This is a genomic window from Streptomyces sp. NPDC004435 (assembly GCF_042873895.1).
Taxonomy (GTDB): Bacteria; Actinomycetota; Actinomycetes; order Streptomycetales; family Streptomycetaceae; genus Streptomyces.
In genome coordinates, this window is record NZ_JBIAMB010000030.1 from 45,471 (window position 1) to 67,458 (window position 21,988).

The following is a 21,988-nucleotide window of genomic DNA, read 5'->3' on the forward strand; positions in this document are numbered from 1 at the left end:
GTCGCGCGGCTCGCGGTCGTGCGCCCGCCGCCACGGCCGGTGGGGCGCGCGCCCGTGCGCCCGGACCGGGGGCGACCATGAGCGGCAGGGATGGCGCGAGGGGGGGAGGCGCTCAGGTGCTCAGGCGCTCGCCGGGGCGCTCGCCTTCGCGCTCGCCAGGGCGTCCTGGGCGCTCTCTTCGACCTGCTCGCGCAGGCGCTGTGCGGTGGGGCGGGAGACGGGCTCGTCGGACAGGCCCGCCTCGGTGAGCGCGTCGCGGATCTCCGTCCACTGCGGGCGGCGCCCGAGCTCGGTGTAGAGGAGGCGGATGCGGTCGTGGCGGCGCTCGGTAAGCGCGTCCCGTTCGCTGCGCGTTCGGGGGCTGTCCGCTCGGTGAGCGTCGTCGTCCTCGGCGGTGCCCTCATTGGTGTGAGCGCCCGTGGTGAGCGCCGGACGCTCACGCTCGCCGTCGGCGTCCCCGAGGGTGAGCGCGCTCATCTCGGGGTGAGCGCCGCTCGGTTCCGGGTGAGCGTCGTGAGCGTCGGCGCTCTCTTCGACGCGCTCGATGGTGTGAGCGTCGTCGGGGGTGAGCGTGTCGGCGAGCGCGGCGGGCGCGGAGCCGAGCTTGAGCGCCATCCGCTGCTCCAGCGGAGCCTTCCACCGCCACAGCAGGCCGTACTGCTCGCGCAGGCGCGCTCGCAGCCAGGTCTCCTGCTGAAGGCGGGTGAGCGCCTCGTCGTAGGAGGTGATCTCCCACAGGATCATCCGGCGGCGAAGCCGGGCGGTGGGGATCGGGGCGAGCAGCCAGCGCGAGCGCCGCACCGTCTCCATCCTGACCTTGCCGGTGACCGCGCCGATCCTCGTGGCGTACACGTGGGAGGCGATCTCCGAGAACACCACCCACAGCAGGGTGAGGGCAGCGTGCCCGATGCGGCCCGACGCGGAGTCGGAGGCGTTCCAGTTCAGATAGACGGTCACCGCCGTCAGGACGCGGGGCACCCAGCGGATCCAGCGGAGCTCCATGCCCATCCGGATCAGGATGAGGTTGGCGCCGGTGAACGCGGGGATGGCGACGTCGATGCCGACCGGCAGCAGCCACGGCCACTCCCAGCCCCACGCGGCGGCCTTGGCCTCCAGCGCGGTGTAGGAGGAGAGCAGGCCGAGGGTGGAGACGACCGCGGCCGCCAGGACGATCCCGACGACCAGGAGCAGCTCCTGCCCGGACAGCGGCGGCACTCCGCCGGCGGGCCGGGCGTCGTTGCGGGCCTTGGCCCTCTTGGCGCGCGACTCCGCCTTGATCTCCCGGCGGCGGGCCCGCTGCACGGTGCGCTGCGTCGCCGCCTCGAGGATCCGGTCCGCCTCGGCTCGGGCCTGAGCGGCGGCGGCCTGGTCGGCCGTGGCCTGGGCCGCCGCCTCGCGGGCCGTCTTCGCGTCCGTCTCCGCCTGCTCGCGCAGCCGGGCGACGTCCTTGTCGGTGACGGACCGCAGCTCCTCGGCGGAGGCGCGGGCGTCGTCCAGGGCGCGTTCGGCGTCGCCGCGAAGGCCGGCCGCGGCCTTCGCGGCTCCGGCCCGCACCTGCGTGGCCTGGTCGTCCGCGCTCTCGCGCATCCGGTCGGCCTCGCCGCGCGCCCGCTGCAGGAGCTGTTCGGCGTCGGTGGTGGCACGGGTGCGGGTCTCGGCCGCGGTGCGCTCCGCAGCCGCGAGCAGATCGGTGCGCTTGGCCTCCGCGTCGGCGAGGGCCTTCTCGGCGGCGCGGGCGGCCTGGGCCTGGACCTCGTCGGCCTGCGCGGCCGCCATGGCGGTGACCTCCTGCGCCTGGCGGCCGGCGTCGGCGAGCAACTGCTCGGCAGACCCCTTGGCGTCGGCGAGGACCTTCTCGGCCTCGGCGGTCGCGGTCGTCGTGACGGTGTCGGCCTGGCCGCGCGCGCCGGCAAGCAGCTGCTCTGCCTTCGTCTCGGCGTCGGCCAGGACCCGCTCGGCATCCGCGGCCGCGCTGGTGGCGGCCTCCTCGCGCATCCGGTCGGCGTCGGCCGTCGCGGCGGCCAGGAGCCGGGTCTGCTCGGCCGTGGCCGCCTCGGTGATCGAAGCGGCCTCGGTCCGGGCGCCGTCCAGCAGTTCAGCGGCCCGCTGCTCGCCTTCGGCGAGGATCCGCGCGGCGTCGTCGGCGGCCAGGTCCCGCAGGTCGGCGGCGCGGTCGGCGGCGTCGGCCAGGACCGGGTCGGCCTCCTCGAACACCGGCGGCACGCTCGGCTCGGGGGCGGCGGCCTGGGCGGGGACGGTGCCCAGCGGCGCCGGCATCTTGGCGTGCCCGGCACCTCGGGGCTTCGGGGTCGGAGCGGGCTTGCGCCTGCGCCGGGTGGTGTTGGTGGCCACGGGGATGTCCTCTCTTTCCGGCGCCTCGTGCAAGAGGTCACCGCGGATCGGCGTCGGTCGGTAGGGTCGTGACCAGGCCCTCCGAGGCCCCGGCAGCTCTAATGCCGGGGACTCGGAGGGCCGTCTGCGTGAGCAGTGGTCAGCGGTGCTCGGGCAGCTCGGGCCGCTGGTTGGCGGTCGCGTGCTGCTGGGTGAGCCACGCCATCGCGGCCGCGGTCATGTCGTCGACCGTGCCGTCGCTGTTCAGCGGGGCGGTGTCGATGTCGCGCATCGCGTCGGCGGCGGGCAGCAGCCGCATGTAGTCCGGGCTCGCGAAGGGGATCGGCTGGCCCGACGCCAGCGGGGTCAGGCAGTAGGTGTTGTGGAGGCCGACCCGGTCGACACGGCAGACGAAGGTGTGGCCGGCCTGGCCGGTCCAGAACTTCTCCGGGTCGCGGTACAGGACGTACTGGCCCTGGTGGAACCCGGCGGCGGGAACGGTGATGGTGTGCTGGGCGCTGTTGTGCACGGGTCTCCTCGGTGTGCTGGTGGGTGGGTCCGGGCTGTCCGGCTCCCCTCGGCCCCGTCCGTCCGGCACACGGGCCGGGACGGGCGGGGGAGGCAACCGACAGGCAGGAAGGGGTCACTTGACGCCGATGAGGCGGAACGCCGCGAAGGCGGTCATGCGAGGGTGGGCAGTGGCCTGGACGATGCGGTCGGCCGCGGCGATGTCGCCGCGGTTGACGGCGTCGGCCGCCGCCCGGGCCGCGTCCCAGTCGATGCCCGGCGCCAGCGTCTCGGCGGGGGCGGGGTGGTGGAGCCGGGCGCGCAGCGTGCGCCAGGCCCGGCGGAGCGGGCGCGGGCGGCGGGCCCGGGTGACCCGGGCGGCGGCGTCGCGGTGCCCGAGCTGGTGGAGGATCTGCTCGGAGTCGTAGTCGGCGGCGGTCCAGCCGTCGCGGTGGATGGTGCGCATGGTGCCTCCTGGATGACGGGCGTCGGCTCCAGCCGATGCCCGGTAGAGGGCGTGCGGAAGGCTGGCGGCCCGTCAGGCGGGCCGCCGGTGAAGGCGCGTGCGGTCAAGCGGGCAGAGATCTTGGTCGGGCTCCCGGCCGGCGGTCACGGTGGCCGGGAGCCCGACCGTCGGCGGAGCGACGCTCGGTGTCGGGTCAGCACCTCTGGCAGGACGGGGTCTGCCACCAGCAGCTGCACGTGGGGCACTGCCACAGGTGCCGCAGGGGCGCGGTCAGGACGGCCAGGAGGGTCTTCATGCCGCCGTCCCCTGTCCGGTGCGGGCGCGGTTGCGGGCGGCGCGGCGCTTCATCGCCCGCCGCTCGTTCTCCGCCAGGCCGCCCCAGACGCCCTCGTCCTGCCCGGACTCCAGCGCCCACTGCAGGCACGCCTCCATGACGGGGCAGCGGCGGCAGACGGCCTTGGCTTCCTCGATCTGCAGCAGGGCCGGGCCGGTGTTGCCGATGGGGAAGAACAGGTCGGGGTCCTCTTCGCGGCAGACCGCGTTGTGGCGCCAGTCCATCCCGGTCACCGGCCCGAGCGGACGCGGCGCAGGGCCTCGTCCATGTCCGTGTCGGAGTCGCCGTTGTTCCGTGCGATGCTGTTCTGCATAGGTCCTCCGCGTAGGTCCTGGACAGCCTCGGGGGCGCAATCCCCGGGGCTGTCGTTCGTTTGGCGGGTCGTACGACCGGCCACGACCAGCGGCCACCCCTTTGGTGCAGTAGGGGGTGGCCGTTGATCGTGGGCGTCCGTCCGGGGCCGGTGGGTCAGGCGGCGGCGTACTCGGGGCGGCAGCCGGAGCGGATCGTCCGGCGCAGCCGGGCGGCGTGGGGGAGCAGGACGTCGACCAGGCGCTCGCGGACGCGGGTGGTGATCGAGGGGTCGGCGGCGAGGATGTCGCGGCTGGCGTCGACGCGGGCGGTGATCTCCGCGCCGTGCGCGAGGGCGAGCTCGTGGCGGCGGTCGGGCGGGACGGTCAGGACCGCGGCCGCGTACCGGCGCATCTCCCGGGCGGTGCCCGCGGGCTCGTACATCTCCAGCGGCGTGCCGAAGGCGGCGTCGAGGTCGATCTCGGCGTCGTCGAGGTCGACGGGGAGCGGGACATCGAGCTCGTCCAGGAGCGCGAGCGTCTCGGCGTCGAACAGCTCGCTGGTGCTGGGCTGGTGGGACGTCAGGGTCAGGGTGGCGGGCATCGGGATCTCCAGGGTGCGGTGAGCGGGCAGGGACGGGAGCAGACGGGCCCGGCCTCGGCCCCGCGCGGTGCGGGAGCCGAGGCCGGGGCCGTGGATGGTGGTGTGGGTCAGGCCGCGAGAGCGGTCTTGCGGCGGCGGGCGCCGAGGGCGGGCTTGCGGCAGCGGGCGGTGTACGCCGCGGCGGTCTCGCCCGGAGCCGGGGCGGGCAGCTCGGCCCGGACCTTGGCCACCAGCTTCGTGTGCTTGGACTGGTCGGCCGGGGTCAGGGGGCGGTGCAAGAGCGTGGCCAGGTGCGTGTAGGCGGCGCGGGCGAGGTGCTCCTCGAGGACGTCGCTCGCGGAACGGCCCGGAGCGGCGTCGGCCAGGACACGCAGGGCGCTGGCGGCCAGGGCCCGGACGGAGCGGTCGTCCCCGGCGTTCTGCCGGGTCATGGCCGGCAGGGCGCCGGCGGGTCCGTCGACGGCCCGACCACGCGTGGTGGGGAGCGCGTCGGCCGGAACCGCACGGGCGGCGTCGGCCCGGCGGGCAGCGGGCACCGCCCGCTCCCACTGCGCTCGTCGGTCGGCGGGACGCTCCTGCGGCCGGGCGACCTTGAGGGTCTGGACGGTGGCGCGGCGGTGACGGGTCAGGTCGACCGCGAGGCGCTCCTCGCGCGCCCACTCCTCGTACTGGCGGCTCCAGGTGTCCGCGTTGACGTCGACGTCGACGAGGCGGTTGCTGGAGCTGCAGCGGATCGCGTCGGCGACGCCGGCCTTCCCCTTGTGGTGCGGGACGAGCTTGAGGAGGTAGGTACCGCGGTGGGGGGTCACGGCCACCCAGGTCTTGCAGGTCGGGCAGACCAGCGAGATGCGGCGCTTCTGAGTGGACTCGACCCGCCGCATGTCGATGTGACCGGGCGACAGGGTCGACAGGACGATCGGGGCGAGGGGGCTGACGCGGGAGGTACGGGTGCGGCCCCGGCGTCGCTGGGCGGCCTTGGGCATGGCGAGCTCGGACATGGCGACTCCTCGGCAAGAGAAGGGGAGGGGTGTACGCGGGGCGGATGCCTTCTCCACCCACCAGGCCGCGAGCCAACGGCCCGCGTCCCGGCGGATAGACAGCGCATCAGCGCTGAGGTCGTGCAGCAGTTCCGCCGGCCTGGGGGGTTTGGTCTTGGCTACCGCCTCCGGCCACCTGCCCACCTCCGAAGAGACGAGCTGCGGAACTGCGATGGTGCAGTGGTACGTCCAGCAGGGCGGCTTCTTACCGCACCACCACCCTTGCTGGCTTACCTAACTTAGCTGATAAAGTGGGGTAGGTGTCAAGCACTTGGTTGAGGAAGCTATGGAAGCTAGCTAAGACGAGGGGGTCGACCTACGATGTCGCTCATGAGCAACGAGGCCGTGCAGCCGTACCAGCGAATCGTTCAGGATGTCCGCGACAAGATCCGCTCCGGTCGCCTGACTCCTGGGACGAAGCTGCCGAGCACACGGGAGCTCGTAGAGGAGTACGGCGTCGCAGCTGGGACCGTCCAGCGAGCCTTGACCGAGCTGCGCACGGCGGGCCTCATCTACTCCCATCAGGGCCGCGGCTCTTTCGTCGCCAACGCTGCCTCCGCTGGCGAGGACTCGACTGCTCGATCCATCAAGGCACTTGAGGAGCAGGTCGCCGATCTCGTAGCCCGCCTCGAACGAATCGAGAAGAGCCGAGGCGACTGACGTCGTTCCTCGCGTGCCGTTCTGCATGTTCGTCCCTCCTTGGCCGGTCCGACTTCGTTAGCAAAGTTGTAGGCCCGACCGCGGAGCTGGTTCTAGGTCTGACATGTGTCCAGCCGCTGGACACACCGATAGGAGACATGGAGGGGGATCAGCGTGGGGCAGAAGCCGAACGTTCTGACCCCGGAGGCATCGCCCCTGGACCGCTTCGGCTACACAGTGCGAGACCTCCGCGAGCGGCGCGGTCTCAGCCTGCGCGGCCTCGCGGAAGCCACCTTCTTCTCGTACTCCAAGCTGTGGAAATGGGAGAACGCGAAGCGCGCTCCGAAGCACCGCTCAGAGGTCGAGGAGTTGGACCGTGTGCTCAACGCGCACGGCCTTTTGATCGAGCTGTGGGAGCGCATCGCCTCGGATGATTCCCCTCGGGATCATGTGTCCGTTTCAGGGCTCCATGTGTCCGAATCATCCGTGGACCTGGCCATTGCCGCGTCCCAGCGGGCAACGTCGGACGATGAGGGGATCTTTGTCCCCGCTCGTCTACGGGATGGATCGGTGGTTTTCGTGGCGCTGGATCGACGCGCGATGCTGCGTGGCGGGATGGGGCTCGGTGCAGCTGCTGCGCTGGGCGGGGTAACGCCGGCGGCCGCCAGCTCTCTGCCGAGGCTGACACGCTCGGCCCGGTCGGCTTCCGCCTACAGCGGTACGCCGGTGGAACACTTCCAGCGCGCGCGTCGTCTGCTGATCGACAGCGACAACCTCCTCGGCCCCGGCCGAGCCATCGCGGCCGCGCTCCAGCACATCGAGGACATCAAGCAGCTGCGCCAGGACTCGAAGGGCACGGACCGCCACGCCCTCATGGAGCTCCAGACGCAGTACGCGGAGTTCACCTCCTGGCTCTACCAGGACCTGGGCGACTTCAACAACGCGCAGTTCTGGCTCGACCGAGCGTTCCAGTGGAGCCACACCGTCGGAGACGGTGACCTGACCTCGTACGTGATGGCCCGCAAGGCACAGCTCGCCGGCGAGATGCGCGACCTGGTCGACGTCGTCGACCTCGCCGAAGCCGCGCAGCGCATGGCGCGGCCCCGCAGTCGACTGGCCGCCGTCGCCCGGACCTACGAGTCGTACGGGCACGCGTTGCGCGGTGAGCCGGTCGACAGCGAGCGCGCGATCGATGATGTGCGCAACGCTCTCGATCGCGTCTCCGGCGACACGACCCCCTGGGGCGTGTGGCTGAACGAGCAGTACGTGGAGGTGCACCGGGCGCAGGGCTTGGAGGTACTGGGCAAGCACGCGGAGGCCGCCGAGGTCTTCACCAACGCCATCAAGGCACTGCCCGACGGATACCACCGCGACCGCGGTGTCTATATGGCTCGGGCCGCCGTGGCTCACGCCGGTGCCGGCGCGCCCGACCAGGCCGCTACGGTCGGTCTCCAGGCCTTGAGTATCGCCAACGACACGGGCTCGGGCCGGATCGTCCGAGAGCTCGCGCGTCTCGACAAGGCTCTGGTGCCCTGGCAGCGACAGCCCGAGGTCGCGGAGTTCCGCGCGCACTTCGACGGCACGCTCGCTCACCAATTCTGATCAGAACGGATCACGCCACCTATGACCACACGTCCGTACGTCATCCTCTCCGCCGCTATGTCAGTCGACGGCTACCTGGATGACGCCAGCCTCGAGCGACTGTTGCTTTCCAACGCCGACGACTTCGACCGCGTGGACGAGGTCCGGGCCTCCTGCGACGCGATCCTGATCGGCGCGACGACCATGCGGAAGGACAACCCGAGGCTGCTGGTCAACTCCGAGAAGCGCCGCGCGAAGCGGATCGCGGAGGGTCGGTCTGAGTACCCGCTGAAGGTGACGGTGACCGCCTCCGGCAACCTCGACGCGGACCTGAAGTTCTGGCACTTCGGCGGTCAGAAGCTGGTCTTCACGGTCGACTCCACCGTGGACGAGGTGAAGGCGACGCTCGCGGACCTCGCGGACGTGGTCAGCGTCGGCCCCAAGCTCGACTGGGGCCTGCTCCTCGACGAACTGGGTCGCCGCGGCGTCGGCCGACTCATGGTGGAGGGCGGCGGCACGATCCACACCCAGCTCATGGCCCAGAACCTGGCCGACGAGGTCCACCTCGCCATCGCCCCGCTGCTGGTTGGCCAGGCCGACGCCCCGAAGTTCCTGGGCCCCGCCGACTACCCGGGCGGGACAACCGCCCGGATGAGGCTGCTGGAGGCCCGCGCGATTGGCGATGTCGTGCTGCTCCGCTACGCCCCGAAGGAGCGCAGCTGATGCACGCTCCCGACCGAGACCAGGACCTCCGCTGGATGCGGCGCGCAATCGGCCTGGCCTCGCTGTGCCCCCCGGCCACCGGGGCGTACTCGGTGGGCGCGGTCATCGTTGCCGAGGACGGCACCGAGCTCGCGGCCGGCTACTCGCGCGAGGCCGATCCGCGTGAGCACGCGGAGGAGGCCGCCCTCGCGAAGCTCCCGGCGGACGACCCGCAGCTGGCCACGGCGACGATCTACTCGTCCCTGGAGCCGTGCTCCCAACGGAGCGCGGACCGTACTCCGTGCGCGCAGCGGATCCTCGAGGCCGGGATCCCGCGCGTCGTCATCGCCTGGCGCGAGCCGTCCTTGTTCGTTGCTGACTGTGTCGGAGTCGAGCTGTTGGTCGCTGCTGGCGTGACGGTGGTTGAACTGCCCGAGCTCGCAGATGCTGCTCAAATGCCGAACCGCCATCTCGGTGACGGCCACACCAGGTAATCCGTGCTCACCCGCGCAGGGGTGAGGCAACTGCAAGGCCACTCAAAGGCAAACGGAGGGAGGAAGTCGTGCAGACCGATCCTCGTAGGCGAGTCCGCGAGGCGCGTACCGCGGTGTACCGGCTGTACGACGCCGAAGAGCGCCTTCTGTATGTCGGCATCACCATGGCCCTGAAGCAGCGCTTCGCCGATCACCAGCGCCAGAAGTTCTGGTGGCATCTGGTCCAGAGAAGAGACGTCAGGTGGTACGACGACCGCGCTGCCGCCGAGGCTGTCGAAGCTGAAGCGATTCGGACAGAGAGCCCCAAGTACGACGGCACCAGCCGCATTGCCGACTGGGTCCATGCCCGCCACCTACGCCCGAAGGATCCGTTCTGGCGGCCAGTCGCAGAGTCAGTTCTCGCGCGTATTCAGGATGGAACCTACCCAGTGGGTAGTCCACTGCCGTCGCCGCGAGCACTTGCGTCGCTCTATGAGGTCTCGGAATCGTCCACGGGATACGCCCTCTCCGTGCTCTACAGCGCCCGGGTCGTTGGACCTCATCCCCAGCACGTAGTCCGTCCCCTCTCAGACCACCGGCCGTTGAAGGGACCTGATGCCCCGTCCGCAGATGAACACGACAAGGACGGTCTGCCTTCCAGCTACGGGGCTGGACTTCACTCGCCAGCGCGCAGCACTCCCCTTGCGGCAACAACGCCTGCCACCCAGAGATCAAGTGGTGTATCTTTTCGGGAAACGTTGAATGAGATGGAGGCTGTGATGTCGGATCCGCTGCGTCGAGACGATGCCCTAGTGGATGCCGACACGCTGCCCCCACCCCACGTTCGGCAGCAATTGCGCATCGCCGCGAATCTCACCCAGGAGGAAGTCGCCGAGGCCCTCGGCGTCAAGCGGCTCGCCGTCGTGCGATGGGAAGCCGGCCGCACGCAGCCCCACCGCAGCAACCGACTGCGGTACGCGGAGTTCCTTCGCAGCCTGGCCAAGGAGCACCCGACCGTTGCCACGGGAGGTCCGCGTGAGGACTGACCTCGGTCCCGGTTTCGGGTACGCCGACTCCGCCTCTGTTATCGAGGGGGTCGGCGTGACGTAACCGCCATGGCCGCGCTGCTTCGGCGGACTAACCATCCGCTCGGCCGCGCCGGCCTCGTTCTGACCGGACTCAGTGTCCAGGTCAACGCTCAGTCCCGGTCCTACCCGGTCCTGAGCTTCGGCTCATCGAGCCAGATACCCATCGCACCACAGGCCACTAACCACGGCCACCACAGCCGCGCAGCACCCGCTGTGCGTGTCCCGCAGGGCCCCCACCACAGGGGCTCTGCAGTCCCACCGAGACGAGAGGAGAAATCTCCCCCTGCCGTTCGGTGTCCGCCCCGCTTCGCGAAGAAGGGGGCTGCACCCTCATCCGCTCGCCGGCCGTCCCGTGTGAACGGGGTGGTCCGACTCGCATATGGAAGCTGGTGTCTTCGCCATAGTGCCCGATCTGGTGTCCCCTGAAAAGTCGAGCGCCGCCCGTTTCGATGCGGTTCGCGCGGTTCGCGCGGTTCGTGTGACGAAACGGGCGCCCGCAATCCTCCTCTTCATGCCCTTTGGGCAGGAAGAGGGTCTTTCTGTAAGAAGCCACAATCCGGCCGGGTCTGCCCGGTCGGTGTCCGTCCGCGTCCGCAACGACTTCGCCGGTGGCGTCCTCGAGGGGGTCGTCCCGTGTGGCGGGACGCGATCCGAAGTTGTTGTCCGCCGTGCGGGAGTGCGGGGGGTAATCCGCGCTGAGCGGACTCTGTCCACAGGTCGTCCGGTCCAGGCTGCCGAGATGATCGTTTTCACCGCTGTGCTTACGTTCCGCCTTCCGATCGCTGCGGGTGCTCGATGAGCGCCGTGGCGGCGGAGGCCGCTGTGGTGGTGCCCGGGCCGCGTGTGGCGTCCGACGTCGTCGAGGTGCGCACGCTGCCTGATCTGTTCGTGCCGGAGGCATCGCAGTGGCTGTCGTCGTCGGCGGGCCGGCGGGCGCTGGACGGCTACTCGTGGATGCAGTCGGTCCACTGGGTGGCGGGGTCGGGGCTGTACAAGCCGCGGCGGCATCGGTCGCACGGCCCGCGTGCGTTCGGGCCGACGACCGTGCACGTCGCCCAGGAGCTCGCGGCCCTGTTCCCGTGCCGTCCGGGGATCGAGTACCTGGTGCGGCGCACCGGACTGTCGGAGCGGTCGGTACAGAACCACCTGCAGATCCTGCGGGAGGCCGGGCTGCTTGCGTGGATCGTCAAGGGCACGCGGGTGCGGGGGGAGCGGGCGCAGGCGTCGGAGTTCGCCCTGATGGTCCCGCCTGAGTTCGACCGGGCGCTGGGGATCCGTACGGCTGGTGAAGGGACGGGGCGGCGGGTTGTCGGGATCGCGGAGGCGGGCCGGAAGCTGATGGCGAAGCTGGCGACGCGGGCGGCGCGGAAGGTCCGCCGGCCGCGCCGGAAGCCGTCGACGACGACGTCGAAGCCGGTCTCGAAGGCTCCTGCTGGGGGCGCTGGGGAGGGTGCTGGCGGGGCTGCTGAGACGGTTGTTTCAGGGGGGTCGCGTTGCACCCCAATGGGGGGTGGTTCTCCTGGTGGCTCTTCTGCGGGTGGTACTTACTCCCCCCCTGAAAGCAAGCTCGCAAGCGGGGCGAGCAAGTCCCCCACCCCGAAGAAGGTCAAGGCAAAGGCCGCCGGTGGGCGGAAGCCGAAGCGGTCGCTGAACAAGATCGGCCGCCGGTTCCAGCTGGCCGGTGAGCTGACCCGCCGGGTGGAGTGGCTGCGTGGCTGCTCGGTGCCCCGGATCGCCTGGGTGGCGCGGGAGGTCGCAGACGCCGGGTGGACTGCCGACGAGGTCCTGGCCTGGCTGGAGATGCGCGGCACCGCCGAGCGTGTCCGCCGGGGCTCGGGCCTGCTCGCCGTCCTGCTCGCGTCCGCGACGACCGTGCTGGACACCCCCGCCAAGCGCGCTGGTGCGGTGGAGCAGTGGCACCGGGCGGAGGAAGCCCGGCGCCGCCACCGCATCAAGCGGGTCCGCGCCTCGCGGGAGCGGAACGACGGCGGCTGGCAGGCCCCGGCGAGCCGTGCCGTACGGCGCGAGGTCGAGGCCGCCTTCGACCAGCTGCTCGCCCCCGCTCCCGTCGAGGTCGAGGAGGGCCAGGGCCTGGTCCTCGACGGCACGGAGCAGTTCGAGCTCGGCGACGAGGAGCTGGCGCCGCTGATCTCGGCCATGCGCGAGGAGCTCTCCTACGGCCGCACGGACCTCGTCTCCGCCGCCATCGAGACCCTCGGCGCCGAGGAGGCCGCCCGCGTCCTGGGCGAGGACCTGGTCCGCCGCGCCCTCCAGCTCGAAGCCCTCGCCCGCAACACCTCCATCCGTTTCGGCACCCGGTAGAGAGGCCGCCGACCATGCAGATCTTCCGTGCTCCGTCCGATCCCGAGGTCCGCCGGCTGGTCGAGCAGACCGTCCACGACCTCCTCCCCCAGCAGTCCGACGACGTCATCGTGCTGACCGCCGACACCCCCGCCGGCGTCGACGACCTCGCCCCCGAGGAGGCCGCCGCGCTGCGGACCGCCGCCCGGACCGCCCTGATGTACGGCGACACCGAGCTGATCACCTCGCTCGTCGACGCCTGCGGCCGCGACAGCGCCGACCGCCTCTACGGCCCCGGCCTCGTCACCTACGCCCTGGGCCTCGCCCACGCCAGCCACCACCTCACGATCGACGGGACCCAGCGATGACCGACACCCTCACCCCGCCGCCCGCCCCGACGGCCACGCCCTCCTCCGCCGCGCCGTCCGGTGCGGCCGGAGCTCCGGGGGCGGGCGCCGATCTGGCCCGGATCGCCCTGCACCAGGCCCGCGCCGCCGCGAGAGCCCGCGGCCAGGCCACCCGCGCGCCCCGCCGCCGGCCCCGGCCCAACGCCGCGCTGCCCGACCGCCGCGACCCGGCCGGGTTCGCCGCCGTCCTGCAGCACCTGATGGCCGAACGCGCGTGGGACATGCCCGCCGCCGGCGGCACCGCCCTGGCCCAGTGGCCCGGCATCGCTGCCGCCGTCTCCCCGACCCTGCCCGCCCACGTCCAGGCCACCGGCTACGACCCCGAAACCGGCCGCCTCGACCTGCGCCCCGACTCCCCGGCCTACGCCACCCAGCTCCGCCTCCTGACCGCCCGGATCATCGCCACCGCCAACGAACACACCGGCGCCTCCGCCGTGCAGGCGCTGCGGGTCCTGCCGCCCGGCGCCATCGACACCACCCCGCCCCCGGCCACCGACCGACCCACCCCCGGCGCGGCCGCTGCCCCGGCCGGGCCGGTGAAGACCAGGGAGACCGCGTCGGCCGGCTACCGCCTCGCCCTCGAAGCGCACCGCGCCGCCGTCGACCCCGCCCACCAGCGCCCCGCCGCACCCGACGACGGAGACCCCTCCCACATCCCCGCCGACGCCCAAGCGGCCTTCGCCGACTACCGCACCCAGGCCCGCGAGACCGCCTCCGCCATTCAGGACGCCGCCATCCGCCGCGCCCGCGCCGAACGCACCGCCGCATGAGTCCAGCACGGGCGAAGCGGCCTTGCCGCCGTCCGGGGCGTCCAGGCCGGGTGCGCCCTCGTTTCCGCAAGCAGACCTTCGACCACCACACCAGGAGGAACCGTGTCACACCCGCAGCCACTCACTCCCGAGAACAAGCTCGCCGACGCGAAGAAGCAGCTGGGCCTTCCGCTTATCGTCGTGATCTGCGGCTCCACCCGCTTCATGACCGAGATGGCCGAGGCCGATGTGCGGGAGACCCACGCCGGGAAGATCGTCGTCAAGCCGGGCATCGACATGAAGTCGCCCCACGCGCTGTGGTCCGACCCGGTCGAGGCCGCGGCGCTGAAGGTCCGGCTCGACGACCTGCACCGGGCTAAGATCCGGCTCGCTGACGAGGTGCTCGTGGTCGGGGACTACATCGGGGACAGCACCCGAGCGGAAGTCGCCTACGCCCGATCGCTGGGCAAGCCCTTGCGGTTCACCCACCCCGAAGTCGACCCCGACGTCTGACCGCCCGCGACCCGGCGGGCCGACCTCGCCGCGCAACAGGAAGCCGCCGTCTTACGCCGGGCCCGCGCCGAGCGGGCCGCTCGGCTGGCCGGGACGAAGGCCGTCGTGCAGCAGTCACCGACGTTGCGGACGACGGAGTGAATACAGAGATCGGCTGTGGACCCAATGGCCGCGGTGGGAGCATGAGTTGGGACGAAGGGTGGGCGTATGCGGGGTGACCGGCGGCAGATCCAGACGGCGGTGCTGGGCAGCGCGGACTCGGAGGAGCCGCTGATGCTGCCGCTGGAGGCAATCGAGCTGGACGCCTTCCGCCGTCGGCATCAGCTCGACACGTTCTGGTGCGGTCTGCTCCTCGGCGGATGCGGATCCCAGCTGACCACGAAGCTCTACACCGACCGGGTCTGCCACTTCTCCCACCATCCCAGCCCCGACGGCCAGCCCCACATCTGCGGCCGCCGCGCCCGGGGCGTCTCCAGCGCCGACCACCTGTACGTGAAGTCCGCGGCCGCCGCCTGGTTCCGGAACAGAGGCGAGGAGGCCGACATCTCCTTCGCCCAGCCGGACGGGGCGCCGGTCGGCTCCATGGTGGACATCACCTCCCGGCACCGCCGGCTGCGCGTGCACCTGGACCAGGCGGTGGAGCCGGTGTGGGACGACGACGGCATCGAGCCGGTGCTGGGTCTGTCGGTGCCGGTCGACCGGGACACCCTGATCCGCCGCTGGTACGTGCACCGGATCCGGCTGAACAGCGAAGGCACCACCCGCCGGGTGCAGATCGGTACCGAGGCGTTCGCACGGCCCACCGAGTGGTTCGCGCTGGACACGTGCACGATGACCGAGCGCGGCCTGTCGACGCCGGCGGTAGAGAAGATCATCCATTCCCGTACCAGTCGGCCCGCCCCGGCCTGGGCTTCTAGCAGGGCATACAAGTTCCCGGATATCGAGTTGCGGAAGCGGGTTCGGGACGTCGAGTCGCAGGCGCGGGATTTGCTGCGCGAGCTCGCCTATGCCCGTGAGAGGGAGGCCGTCGTCGTCGTGGCCCGGCTGTCTGACCAGATCGCCGAGGTCACCGGCGTCAAGGAGGAGACGCAGGAACAGCTGGCGACCGCCGTCGCGGATGCCGAGCGCTGGCTGGAGCAGCAGGCCGAGGTCCGCCGCAGCCTCCTCGCCGACCTGGGCGCCGCTGTTGCCGCAGGCGACACCTCACGTGTTCGGACGCTGCTCACCCACGTCAACCTGACCGCCGTCCCCGACGGCACCGAGGAGGAGATCCGCGTGACCGGCGCGGCCGCCGACCACCTCGCCTCGGTCGCCTCGGCGGCGGCCGAGCGCGTACACGCCCTCCTGCAGGACCTCCGCCGCCTCCCCCGGAACCGGCCCGAACATCAGCTGCGCCCTCAGGTACAGCAGCTGATCCAGGCAGCGGCCCAAGCCGGCCGTCTTCTCGAACAGCGCCAGCAGATCCAGATCGCTACGTGGAAGGCGCGCGCGGGCCTCGACAAGCTGGCCCCGGTCCCGGCCAGAACCGTCGTGCCCCGCACACCGGTGGAGCGGCCACAGCAGCGCCCGCAGCTGCACAAGCAGGTCGCGCGGCGGTACTGGATCAAGGCCAGCTGTCCCCGCTGCCGGGCGGGCAGCGGCCAGGAGTGCGTCGTCGACAACGGGAGCCACCCCCGTCAGGTGCGCCAAGTGCCCCATGACGAGCGGCTGAAGCCGATCATCGACGCACGCAGGGAACGGCAGAGGAACCAGCCGAAGCCGCCGCCCCCGTGGCGGGTGTACGAGGTGACCTGTCCCGACTGCGGCCAGGGCGCTGACGCCCGGTGCACGACGACGGGCGGCCCGCACCGCTCACGCGTCGAACGGGCCAAGGAGTTCACCCGCCTTCGAAAGCCCCGACCCGAGACCGGCACAGAAGCGTGACCTGACGAAGGCCCCCGGAGGTGATCCGTACGGCCCGGCCGGGCCCACGCGGGCACGATCCGCGAAATCGCCTCGCCTCGTGCCCGGCCTGGGGCTGCGGTGAGTCAGCGTGGGATGAGTTCGGGCATCGAGGAAGCGGCGGTGTGCGGCCACGTCACCGCGTCGGGGACCCGGCTGTGACCGGCGTGACCGTGTTCTGCCCGGTGGGCCGCCTGGACGCGGTCCAGAAGCGCGGTCAGAGCTGGCGGCTCGAAGGTCGCGCGGGGGCCTTCGGCCAGTTCATGGATCAGGGCGCTGACACCCTTGCATCCGAAGGTGCGGTGGGCGTAGTCGATAGCGGCGAGCAGCAGGGCCTGGCAGGCAGTGATGTTGGCAGCTGCCACGGGGCTCAGTGCCTGGCGGGTGAGGTCGTCGTCGTCCAGGGCGAGGCGGCCGCAGTCACAGAACCCCATGCGCCGGGCCACAGTGAGGGAGACCTCCTCGGGGAGGAGGTCAGCGATGGCGTCGACAGCCACGAACCCGAAGTCGAGCGCGACCTGGTAGGCGTGATGGCACACGGTCGGATCGGCGGCGAACTCACCGGTCAGCGGGGCATGGGGGCGGACGACTGGAGGTCGCGGCGGGCGGCGGCGAGAGCGTGAGGACGGCATACCGCGTTCAACAGCTCCGGGGCAGGGACGGACACCGTTGTTTCACCCGTTCGGTCCACCGCGCGCGCCTCGCCTCTCTCGTTGAGCAGCCCGGACGGGCCTGGCTCCGGGCCCTAGACAGGAAGTGACGACATGGCGGTCAGCCGTACGAGGAAAAAGAAGAAGAACCGCAACAGGACCACTCCTGTGTGGGAAGGCCGCTCCGTCTACGCCATGGGTGACGGGGCCGCCGCAGCCGGCGGCCCGTCGGCCACGAACATGGCCGCAGGGCATCGGGCAGCTGAAGCCGACCGGGTCTGGTTCGACAGGCACCCTGGTGCTTCGGTGCGTGTCCGGCAGGCGCTGCCGGACGAGTACGACCACCGGCCGTTCGGTCCTGAGCCTCTCGCCCCGAACGAGAAGATCGCCGTGGTCGTGGTGCAGGCCGCCCCCGGCCGCCGGACCCGTATCCCGTACCAGGTCGTCACCACCCCGACGGCCGCCGCCGCAATCTCTCCTCAGCAACTCGAAGAGATCCAGGCAGAGTGGGAGAGCAGCGATCAGATCGCCCCCATGACGAACCAAAGCGGCCAGGTCATCGACGCGCTCGGCCTGATGCGCGCCCTCCAGACACAAAGCTGAGCCAGTTCCTGGACGCGGTCGGAGGCCACGTCGGCCTCGTGGGCCGGAACGAGCGCTGAGTACCGGGGCGCTAGGTCTCCGCAGCCGCGTGCGGCGGTGTGGACCGTATGGGTCTGGTGGACCGGGCAGGGCCTGGCATCGAGGAGCAGGCCGGCCAGGTGGCGGAGGCGGCGTGCGAGCTCGCGGACGCCACAGCTGGATCCGGCTGGAGCATGATCGCCGCCGACTTGGCCGCCGCGCTCGCTCAGGTCGACCAGGGGGTCGCCGAGGTGCTGGCTGCGGTGACGGCCGCGACGGCCTCGGTCCGCCGCCGCTTCGGCCTGTCCACCGAGCCCGATCCGGTGCCAGCCGGGACGGAGTGGGTGTCGGACCCGGGCCCTGCCCGCCGTCCTCGGCCCAGGCGGCGCGCTCTCGGGCCCGGATTTCAAGGCATCCGTTGAACCGCACGGTGGCCTCGGGCCTCCTGACGTGCCAGGATCCCGATCAGCAACGAGGGGAGCGGATGTGGCGGGGAGCGCGGCAGGGCCGGGTGTGGTGGTGCGCGGTGTCGAGGGGCTGACCATCGAGGAGGTTGAAAGGCTGCTGGGCTGGATCTTCCCCCACCTTGATCCCAACCTCTTGGCGACTGTGCAGTTCGCCGCGGGAAGGGTGCGCGAGCAGCTGGAACGGCGGGATGCCGAAGCCGTACCCGGCTGGCCGGTGCTGTCCAACCTGGCGCAGAGCTGGCAGTTCCTGCGGACAGTCGCGCGCGGGATCGCCGGCGGCGAGCTTCCGGACGACCGGACCGTGATCTGGCTGGGGACGTTCGACTACATCCCCCGAGCCACGGGCGCGGGGCCAACGGCTTCAGAGACGATGCTGTGGGGATGAGAGACACCGGCCGGAGCACGGCGGGGTGAGCTGCAGACGCGTGGGAGTTCAAATATTGACGCCTGGAGTTCAAAGCCGTAAGATTTCTCCATACCCCGCCGGGTCTGCAAAGCCCCGGTTCGACGGCCCCGCAAGGGGCCGTTTTTGTATTCACAGACAGGTTCTGCACGCAGGCGAGTGAACCCCGGCTGTTCCTGGCCGGCAGTACCAGGGCCCGGGCATTACCTCGGGCTCTCGGGAGGGGCAGCCAGCGTGGCCGAGCTGATCGTCTATGTGGATGGTTTCAATCTGTACCACGGTCTGCACCAGCAGTACGGTCGTCGGTTTCTCTGGCTTGACCTGGAGAAACTCGCTCGCACGCTGCGGCCTCGTGACCAGCTCGTGAAGGTCAAGTACTTCACCGCCTCGGTCATGAACGACCCGGACGCTTTGAGCCGGCAGGACGCCTACCTCCAGGCACTCTCCGCGTACAGCGGCGAAACGGTGGAGATCGTCAAGGGCCGCTACCAGTCGAAGCGAAAGACGTGTAAGCAGTGCGGCGGCAGCTGGACGCACTACGAGGAGAAGGAGACCGACGTCAATATCGCGGTCTCCCTCGTCGCGGACGTGGCAACGAAGGCTGCCACCTCGGCCCTCGTCATCAGCGCGGACAGCGACCTCGCGCCCGCTGTCCGCAAGGCCAAGAGCCTGGCTCCCGGCACCCACATCATGGCAGCGTTCCCTCCCAAGAGGTCCTCCAACGAGCTGAAGACCCTGATGCCGGCCTCCTTCCATATCGGCCGCGCCAAGTTCGCCGGAGCCCAGCTGCCCGATCAGATCACCGACCCGGTGACGGGACACGTTCTCACTCGGCCCGCGAAGTGGGCCTGACAAGGCCCCTCGAGAAGGGACAGCCGCCGGAAGCACCTTCTACCCCTCGCCAAGGGCTGTCCTGGGCTGGCCGCAGCCGACTGTGAAGGCCCGCCTGACGGTCCTCAAAGTGAAGGCGCTCGACAGGAAGACCGACCGGAACCAGGCCCAGATCATCGAGCTGCTCACCCAGCTCGTGGGGCAGCGCTCCGCCGGCTGATTTACCCGGGTCCGGTGCCCGGCCCGCAGTCGTGTCCGGGGTCAGTTTCCGGCGAGCAGGCGATCCTGCCGGGCCTGGACGAGGCCGCGCCAGGCGGAGCGAACGTCGTCCTCGCTGCGGGTCCAGCGGATGGTCGAGAGCCCCGGGAGGGGCAGGCCGGCCATGAAGTGGGCGATGTCGGTGAAGTAGGCGAAGTCGCCGGTGGCGGTGAGCGTTCGGAGCCGGCCGATGGTGGCGGCCAGGTCCTGGTCCGCGCCGCGGACGGCGTGGTGGAAGGCGAGAGCGAGCTCCACGAACCGGTGGAGGAAGGGAAGCCCCGCGGCCTCGATGTCGGTCCGCAGGCTCTCGGCGCGTGCTGCAACGTCGCGGTCGCCGGTTCCGGCGTCCTTGATCAGGGCGACGACCTGGGCGAGGAGGGTGTTGGAGCGCTGGTCGAGCCCGTCGAGGAGCTGGTGGGCGAGCGCGAGCTCGTCGGCGGCCCGGTCGGGGTCGGCGAAGGAGACGGCCAGCGCGAGGCGGACCTGCATCATGGCGCGCTCGCCGGCGGCGCCGTGCTGTTCGGCTTCGGCGCGGCCGGCTTCGAAGGCGCGAATGGCGGCCGCGGTGTCGGCGTGGGACCAGTGAATGTCGCCGAGGACGCGGTGGTGGCGGCCCTTCCAGCCCAGGGTGGGGACGGCGGCCAGGGCGGTGGGGAAGTCGCCGGCGAGGCGGGCCAGGTTGGCGAGCGCCCGGCGGGCCTTGACGGCCAGGCGGCCCTCGCCGTCGACGACCTGCTGCATCCCGGTGCGGGCGGCGTCGTTCTGGCTGAGGTCCTTGTGGGCCTTGGCCCGGTAGTAGAGGGCCATCTCGGTCAGCTCGGCGGGCAGCAGACCGGTGTCCAGGACGGCGGTGAGACGGTCGGCGGTGCGCCGGCGGTGCTCGCGCTGGCGGCGGGCGATCGCGGTGAGCAGCTCGGCCACGGCATCGGCCGCAGTGTCCGGGGCCCCAGTGCCGGTGGTGGGCGGAGTGAGGGGTTCCCAGACGGAGTCGTCGGTGTAGACGAAGGCGGCCTCGATGATCCAGCCCAGGCCGGTCAGGCGCTGGTCGCGGGCCAGGCGCAGACCCTGGCGAAGGCACGCGACGAGGAGCATCCGGCTGGGGGCGAGGGCTGCGGCCTTTGTCCACTGCTCGCCGAGGGCGGCCAAGGCGCGGGTGGCGGCCTGGTGCCAATCGGCGGGGGTCCAGCGGTCGTCGCTGTGTTCGTCGTCTTGTACGGCGCTGCGGATCGCGCGGTGCAGGTGGTAGGGCCACAGGGCGTAGGGGTCCTCGGTGACCAGGGGCCGCTCGACCAGGCGGCGGGCCGGGGCCTGCTGGGGGAGGCCGGCGGTTCGGGTGGCGAGGTCGAGGTCGAAGGCGTCCAGCAAGGCGACGGAGCGCAGCAGGTGGCGTTCTTCGGGGGTGAGGTCGGACAGGGTACGGGCGAGGAGGGCGGGGAAGGTGCAGTCGAAGTCGGCCGCGGTGGGGGTGCGGCCGGTGCGGCGGATCTCCAGGAAGCGGCTTACCGCGAGGTCGAGGTGGAGGGGCAGGCCGTGGGAGCGGGCGGTGATCGCGGCCCGGATGTCGGCGTCGATGAGGGGCCGGCCGTCGTGGACCAGGCGGCGGGCGAGGTGGGTCTCGCAGTCTTCGGGGGAGAGGTCGCCGATCAGGAACTGCCGGGCGCCGGTGCCGGATGCTCGGGGCTGCGGCACGGTCAGGGAGGAGGGGGCGGTGGCCAGGCCGGGCCAGGCGGTGGGGCCGGTCCAGTCGAGCTGGCCGTGGAGGGCGGGGTCGGCCCACTGCAGGCGGCTGCGGCCGCCGATGACGAAGAAGACGTTCGGCATGAGCCAGACCAGGCGCTGCAGCAGCCGCTCGAAGTCCCGGTGACGGTCGGCGGTGTCCTCGAAGGTGTCGAGCAGGACCACCGGGGTGAGCCGCTTCTTCGCGGGCATCTGGTTCAGGTCCCAGGCCAGCAGGTGCGGGTAGTAGGACAGCGCCTCCAGGTCCGGGGTGGCTTCCAGCAGGGCCGCCGTCCGGGCCGCGCCGGCCAGGGCCCGGGCACGTTCCTGGCGCTCGCGCAGCGCCGACACGAGCGCGCCGGTGAGCTGGCCGGCCGCGGAGCCGACCAGGCCGGGCAGCGCCAGGGCGGCGGCGACCTCACCGACTCCGGCCTGCAGCTGTCCGGGCAGCAGGTTGGCAAAGCGGCCCGCCAGCCCGGAACGCCGGACGTACTCGTCCAGCGGCTCACCGGGATGCGTGTGTTCCCAGTAGTTGCGCAGGGCCACGTCGAAGGACGGCACCGTGCGGTCCAGGGCCCCGGCGAGCGCGAGGCGGATCGTCAGGATGACCCGCTCGAAGTCCGAGCCGGTCGACGCTGCCCTCGACAGGTCGATCCGGATGGGCAGGACCCGCTCGGTCCAGGTGGGCGCTCCCCACTGTTCGGGGCGGTCCTCGGCGGCGGTGAGCGCGGCCTCGATCTTGCGCAGCAGGGTCGACTTGCCCACCCCGCCGACGCCGTGGAAGACGATCAAGTTGGTGCGGGGAGCCTCGAGGTCCTCCACGTCGAAGGCGCCGCCGGCGACGCGGCGCAGGTGCTCCTCCAGAGCGGCGGCCACCACGGCCCACTGGCTGTTGCGGTCGGTGAACGCCTCCAAGATGTCGAACGCCGACGGGTCGTTGGAGCTGAACAGCGCACGCAGGTTGTCGGCCATGGTCCCCCCAGGTGATCGTCTGCGTCACAACCTATGACGCCCGACGGCCTCCGGAGGACACTCTGGTCGGCACGTCCGGTGCACGCCGGTGGTGGACTGGATACCGG

Annotated in this window: 22 protein-coding genes; 14 read left to right on the forward strand and 8 right to left on the reverse strand. The window is 71.5% G+C overall.

Translation table 11 applies throughout. The features are described 5' to 3' along the window. Window positions 1-120: 120 nt before the first annotated feature. The 6 genes from ACFYT9_RS36580 to ACFYT9_RS36605 form a co-directional block, all read right to left on the reverse strand. Entirely contained in the window at window positions 121-2,352 is a 2,232-nt protein-coding gene (locus ACFYT9_RS36580) for a DUF2637 domain-containing protein (RefSeq protein ID WP_389170868.1), read from the reverse strand. A 139-nt stretch (window positions 2,353-2,491) separates the two neighbouring features. Continuing rightward, on the reverse strand, window positions 2,492-2,860 hold the full coding sequence (locus tag ACFYT9_RS36585) for a hypothetical protein (protein ID WP_389170870.1): 369 nt from the start codon (window positions 2,858-2,860) through the stop codon (window positions 2,492-2,494). 114 nt (window positions 2,861-2,974) lie between these two features. Beyond that, on the reverse strand, window positions 2,975-3,304 hold the full coding sequence (locus ACFYT9_RS36590; RefSeq protein ID WP_389170872.1) for a hypothetical protein: 330 nt from the start codon (window positions 3,302-3,304) through the stop codon (window positions 2,975-2,977). A gap of 291 nt (window positions 3,305-3,595) precedes the next feature. Continuing rightward, window positions 3,596-3,862: a WhiB family transcriptional regulator gene (locus tag ACFYT9_RS36595; RefSeq protein ID WP_389171004.1), complete on the reverse strand. Its 267-nt coding sequence runs from the start codon at window positions 3,860-3,862 to the stop codon at window positions 3,596-3,598. A gap of 244 nt (window positions 3,863-4,106) precedes the next feature. Then, complete coding sequence (locus tag ACFYT9_RS36600; RefSeq protein WP_389170875.1) at window positions 4,107-4,532, reverse strand: hypothetical protein; 426 nt, start codon at window positions 4,530-4,532, stop codon at window positions 4,107-4,109. Window positions 4,533-4,639: 107 nt separating this feature from the next. Then, on the reverse strand, window positions 4,640-5,530 hold the full coding sequence (locus tag ACFYT9_RS36605; protein WP_389170878.1) for a hypothetical protein: 891 nt from the start codon (window positions 5,528-5,530) through the stop codon (window positions 4,640-4,642). Window positions 5,531-5,899: 369 nt separating this feature from the next. Between ACFYT9_RS36605 and ACFYT9_RS36610 the strand changes: the two genes are divergently transcribed. From ACFYT9_RS36610 to ACFYT9_RS36655, 10 genes are all read left to right on the forward strand, one after another. Then, window positions 5,900-6,229 carry a GntR family transcriptional regulator gene (locus ACFYT9_RS36610; RefSeq protein WP_389170880.1) on the forward strand — a complete coding sequence of 110 codons (330 nt, stop codon included), beginning with the start codon at window positions 5,900-5,902 and terminating at the stop codon, window positions 6,227-6,229. 153 nt (window positions 6,230-6,382) lie between these two features. Then, window positions 6,383-7,810, forward strand: coding sequence for a helix-turn-helix domain-containing protein (locus ACFYT9_RS36615; protein WP_389170883.1), 1,428 nt, complete (start codon window positions 6,383-6,385; stop codon window positions 7,808-7,810). A 57-nt stretch (window positions 7,811-7,867) separates the two neighbouring features. Continuing rightward, window positions 7,868-8,512, forward strand: coding sequence for a RibD family protein (locus ACFYT9_RS36620; protein WP_389170885.1), 645 nt, complete (start codon window positions 7,868-7,870; stop codon window positions 8,510-8,512). Continuing rightward, window positions 8,512-8,985, forward strand: coding sequence for a deaminase (locus ACFYT9_RS36625; protein WP_389170888.1), 474 nt, complete (start codon window positions 8,512-8,514; stop codon window positions 8,983-8,985). Before ACFYT9_RS36620 ends, ACFYT9_RS36625 begins: the two co-directional genes overlap by 1 nt. A 68-nt stretch (window positions 8,986-9,053) precedes the next feature. Beyond that, complete coding sequence (locus ACFYT9_RS36630) at window positions 9,054-10,010, forward strand: helix-turn-helix domain-containing protein (protein WP_389170891.1); 957 nt, start codon at window positions 9,054-9,056, stop codon at window positions 10,008-10,010. 837 nt (window positions 10,011-10,847) lie between these two features. Next, window positions 10,848-12,374 (forward strand): transcriptional regulator, encoded by a 1,527-nt coding sequence (locus ACFYT9_RS36635; protein WP_389170894.1) that lies wholly within the window; start codon window positions 10,848-10,850, stop codon window positions 12,372-12,374. A gap of 14 nt (window positions 12,375-12,388) precedes the next feature. Continuing rightward, window positions 12,389-12,721, forward strand: a complete 333-nt coding sequence (locus ACFYT9_RS36640; RefSeq protein WP_389170896.1) for a hypothetical protein — start codon at window positions 12,389-12,391, stop codon at window positions 12,719-12,721. Next, window positions 12,718-13,530 carry a DciA family protein gene (locus ACFYT9_RS36645; protein ID WP_389170899.1) on the forward strand — a complete coding sequence of 271 codons (813 nt, stop codon included), beginning with the start codon at window positions 12,718-12,720 and terminating at the stop codon, window positions 13,528-13,530. The genes ACFYT9_RS36640 and ACFYT9_RS36645 overlap by 4 nt, the downstream gene beginning before the upstream one ends. 102 nt (window positions 13,531-13,632) lie before the next feature. Further along, window positions 13,633-14,022 carry a hypothetical protein gene (locus ACFYT9_RS36650; protein ID WP_389170902.1) on the forward strand — a complete coding sequence of 130 codons (390 nt, stop codon included), beginning with the start codon at window positions 13,633-13,635 and terminating at the stop codon, window positions 14,020-14,022. 207 nt (window positions 14,023-14,229) lie between these two features. Further along, window positions 14,230-15,945, forward strand: a complete 1,716-nt coding sequence (locus ACFYT9_RS36655) for a hypothetical protein (RefSeq protein ID WP_389170904.1) — start codon at window positions 14,230-14,232, stop codon at window positions 15,943-15,945. A gap of 104 nt (window positions 15,946-16,049) precedes the next feature. Here ACFYT9_RS36655 and ACFYT9_RS36660 read toward each other — a convergent pair whose 3' ends face one another. After that, complete coding sequence (locus ACFYT9_RS36660) at window positions 16,050-16,502, reverse strand: hypothetical protein (protein WP_389170906.1); 453 nt, start codon at window positions 16,500-16,502, stop codon at window positions 16,050-16,052. Between the two features lie 225 nt (window positions 16,503-16,727). Here ACFYT9_RS36660 and ACFYT9_RS36665 point away from each other — a divergent pair, with 225 nt between their 5' ends. From ACFYT9_RS36665 to ACFYT9_RS36680, 4 genes are all read left to right on the forward strand, one after another. Beyond that, on the forward strand, window positions 16,728-17,216 hold the full coding sequence (locus ACFYT9_RS36665) for a hypothetical protein (protein ID WP_389170908.1): 489 nt from the start codon (window positions 16,728-16,730) through the stop codon (window positions 17,214-17,216). A 107-nt stretch (window positions 17,217-17,323) separates the two neighbouring features. Then, on the forward strand, window positions 17,324-17,656 hold the full coding sequence (locus ACFYT9_RS36670) for a hypothetical protein (protein WP_389170911.1): 333 nt from the start codon (window positions 17,324-17,326) through the stop codon (window positions 17,654-17,656). Between the two features lie 64 nt (window positions 17,657-17,720). Beyond that, a complete protein-coding gene (locus tag ACFYT9_RS36675; protein WP_389170913.1) occupies window positions 17,721-18,086 on the forward strand; it encodes a hypothetical protein in 366 nt (121 codons plus the stop codon). A gap of 252 nt (window positions 18,087-18,338) precedes the next feature. Further along, complete coding sequence (locus ACFYT9_RS36680) at window positions 18,339-18,956, forward strand: NYN domain-containing protein (RefSeq protein ID WP_389170916.1); 618 nt, start codon at window positions 18,339-18,341, stop codon at window positions 18,954-18,956. Between the two features lie 240 nt (window positions 18,957-19,196). Here the strand turns inward: ACFYT9_RS36680 and ACFYT9_RS36685 are convergent, their stop codons facing one another. Beyond that, window positions 19,197-21,881, reverse strand: coding sequence for an ATP/GTP-binding protein (locus ACFYT9_RS36685; protein ID WP_389170919.1), 2,685 nt, complete (start codon window positions 21,879-21,881; stop codon window positions 19,197-19,199). Window positions 21,882-21,988 lie beyond the last annotated feature (107 nt).

Bases quoted from the DNA above. Each gene is read 5' to 3' on its own strand.
- ACFYT9_RS36590 (WP_389170872.1), bottom strand. From the start codon at position 3,304: ATGCGCACCATCCACCGCGACGGCTGGACCGCCGCCGACTACGACTCC.
- ACFYT9_RS36595 (WP_389171004.1), bottom strand. From the start codon at position 3,862: ATGGACTGGCGCCACAACGCGGTCTGCCGCGAAGAGGACCCCGACCTG.
- ACFYT9_RS36600 (WP_389170875.1), bottom strand. From the start codon at position 4,532: ATGCCCGCCACCCTGACCCTGACGTCCCACCAGCCCAGCACCAGCGAG.
- ACFYT9_RS36605 (WP_389170878.1), bottom strand. From the start codon at position 5,530: ATGTCCGAGCTCGCCATGCCCAAGGCCGCCCAGCGACGCCGGGGCCGC.
- ACFYT9_RS36610 (WP_389170880.1), top strand. From the start codon at position 5,900: ATGAGCAACGAGGCCGTGCAGCCGTACCAGCGAATCGTTCAGGATGTC.
- ACFYT9_RS36620 (WP_389170885.1), top strand. From the start codon at position 7,868: ATGTCAGTCGACGGCTACCTGGATGACGCCAGCCTCGAGCGACTGTTG.
- ACFYT9_RS36625 (WP_389170888.1), top strand. From the start codon at position 8,512: ATGCACGCTCCCGACCGAGACCAGGACCTCCGCTGGATGCGGCGCGCA.
- ACFYT9_RS36635 (WP_389170894.1), top strand. From the start codon at position 10,848: ATGAGCGCCGTGGCGGCGGAGGCCGCTGTGGTGGTGCCCGGGCCGCGT.
- ACFYT9_RS36640 (WP_389170896.1), top strand. From the start codon at position 12,389: ATGCAGATCTTCCGTGCTCCGTCCGATCCCGAGGTCCGCCGGCTGGTC.
- ACFYT9_RS36645 (WP_389170899.1), top strand. From the start codon at position 12,718: ATGACCGACACCCTCACCCCGCCGCCCGCCCCGACGGCCACGCCCTCC.
- ACFYT9_RS36655 (WP_389170904.1), top strand. From the start codon at position 14,230: ATGCGGGGTGACCGGCGGCAGATCCAGACGGCGGTGCTGGGCAGCGCG.
- ACFYT9_RS36665 (WP_389170908.1), top strand. From the start codon at position 16,728: ATGGCGGTCAGCCGTACGAGGAAAAAGAAGAAGAACCGCAACAGGACC.
- ACFYT9_RS36670 (WP_389170911.1), top strand. From the start codon at position 17,324: ATGGGTCTGGTGGACCGGGCAGGGCCTGGCATCGAGGAGCAGGCCGGC.
- ACFYT9_RS36685 (WP_389170919.1), bottom strand. From the start codon at position 21,881: ATGGCCGACAACCTGCGTGCGCTGTTCAGCTCCAACGACCCGTCGGCG.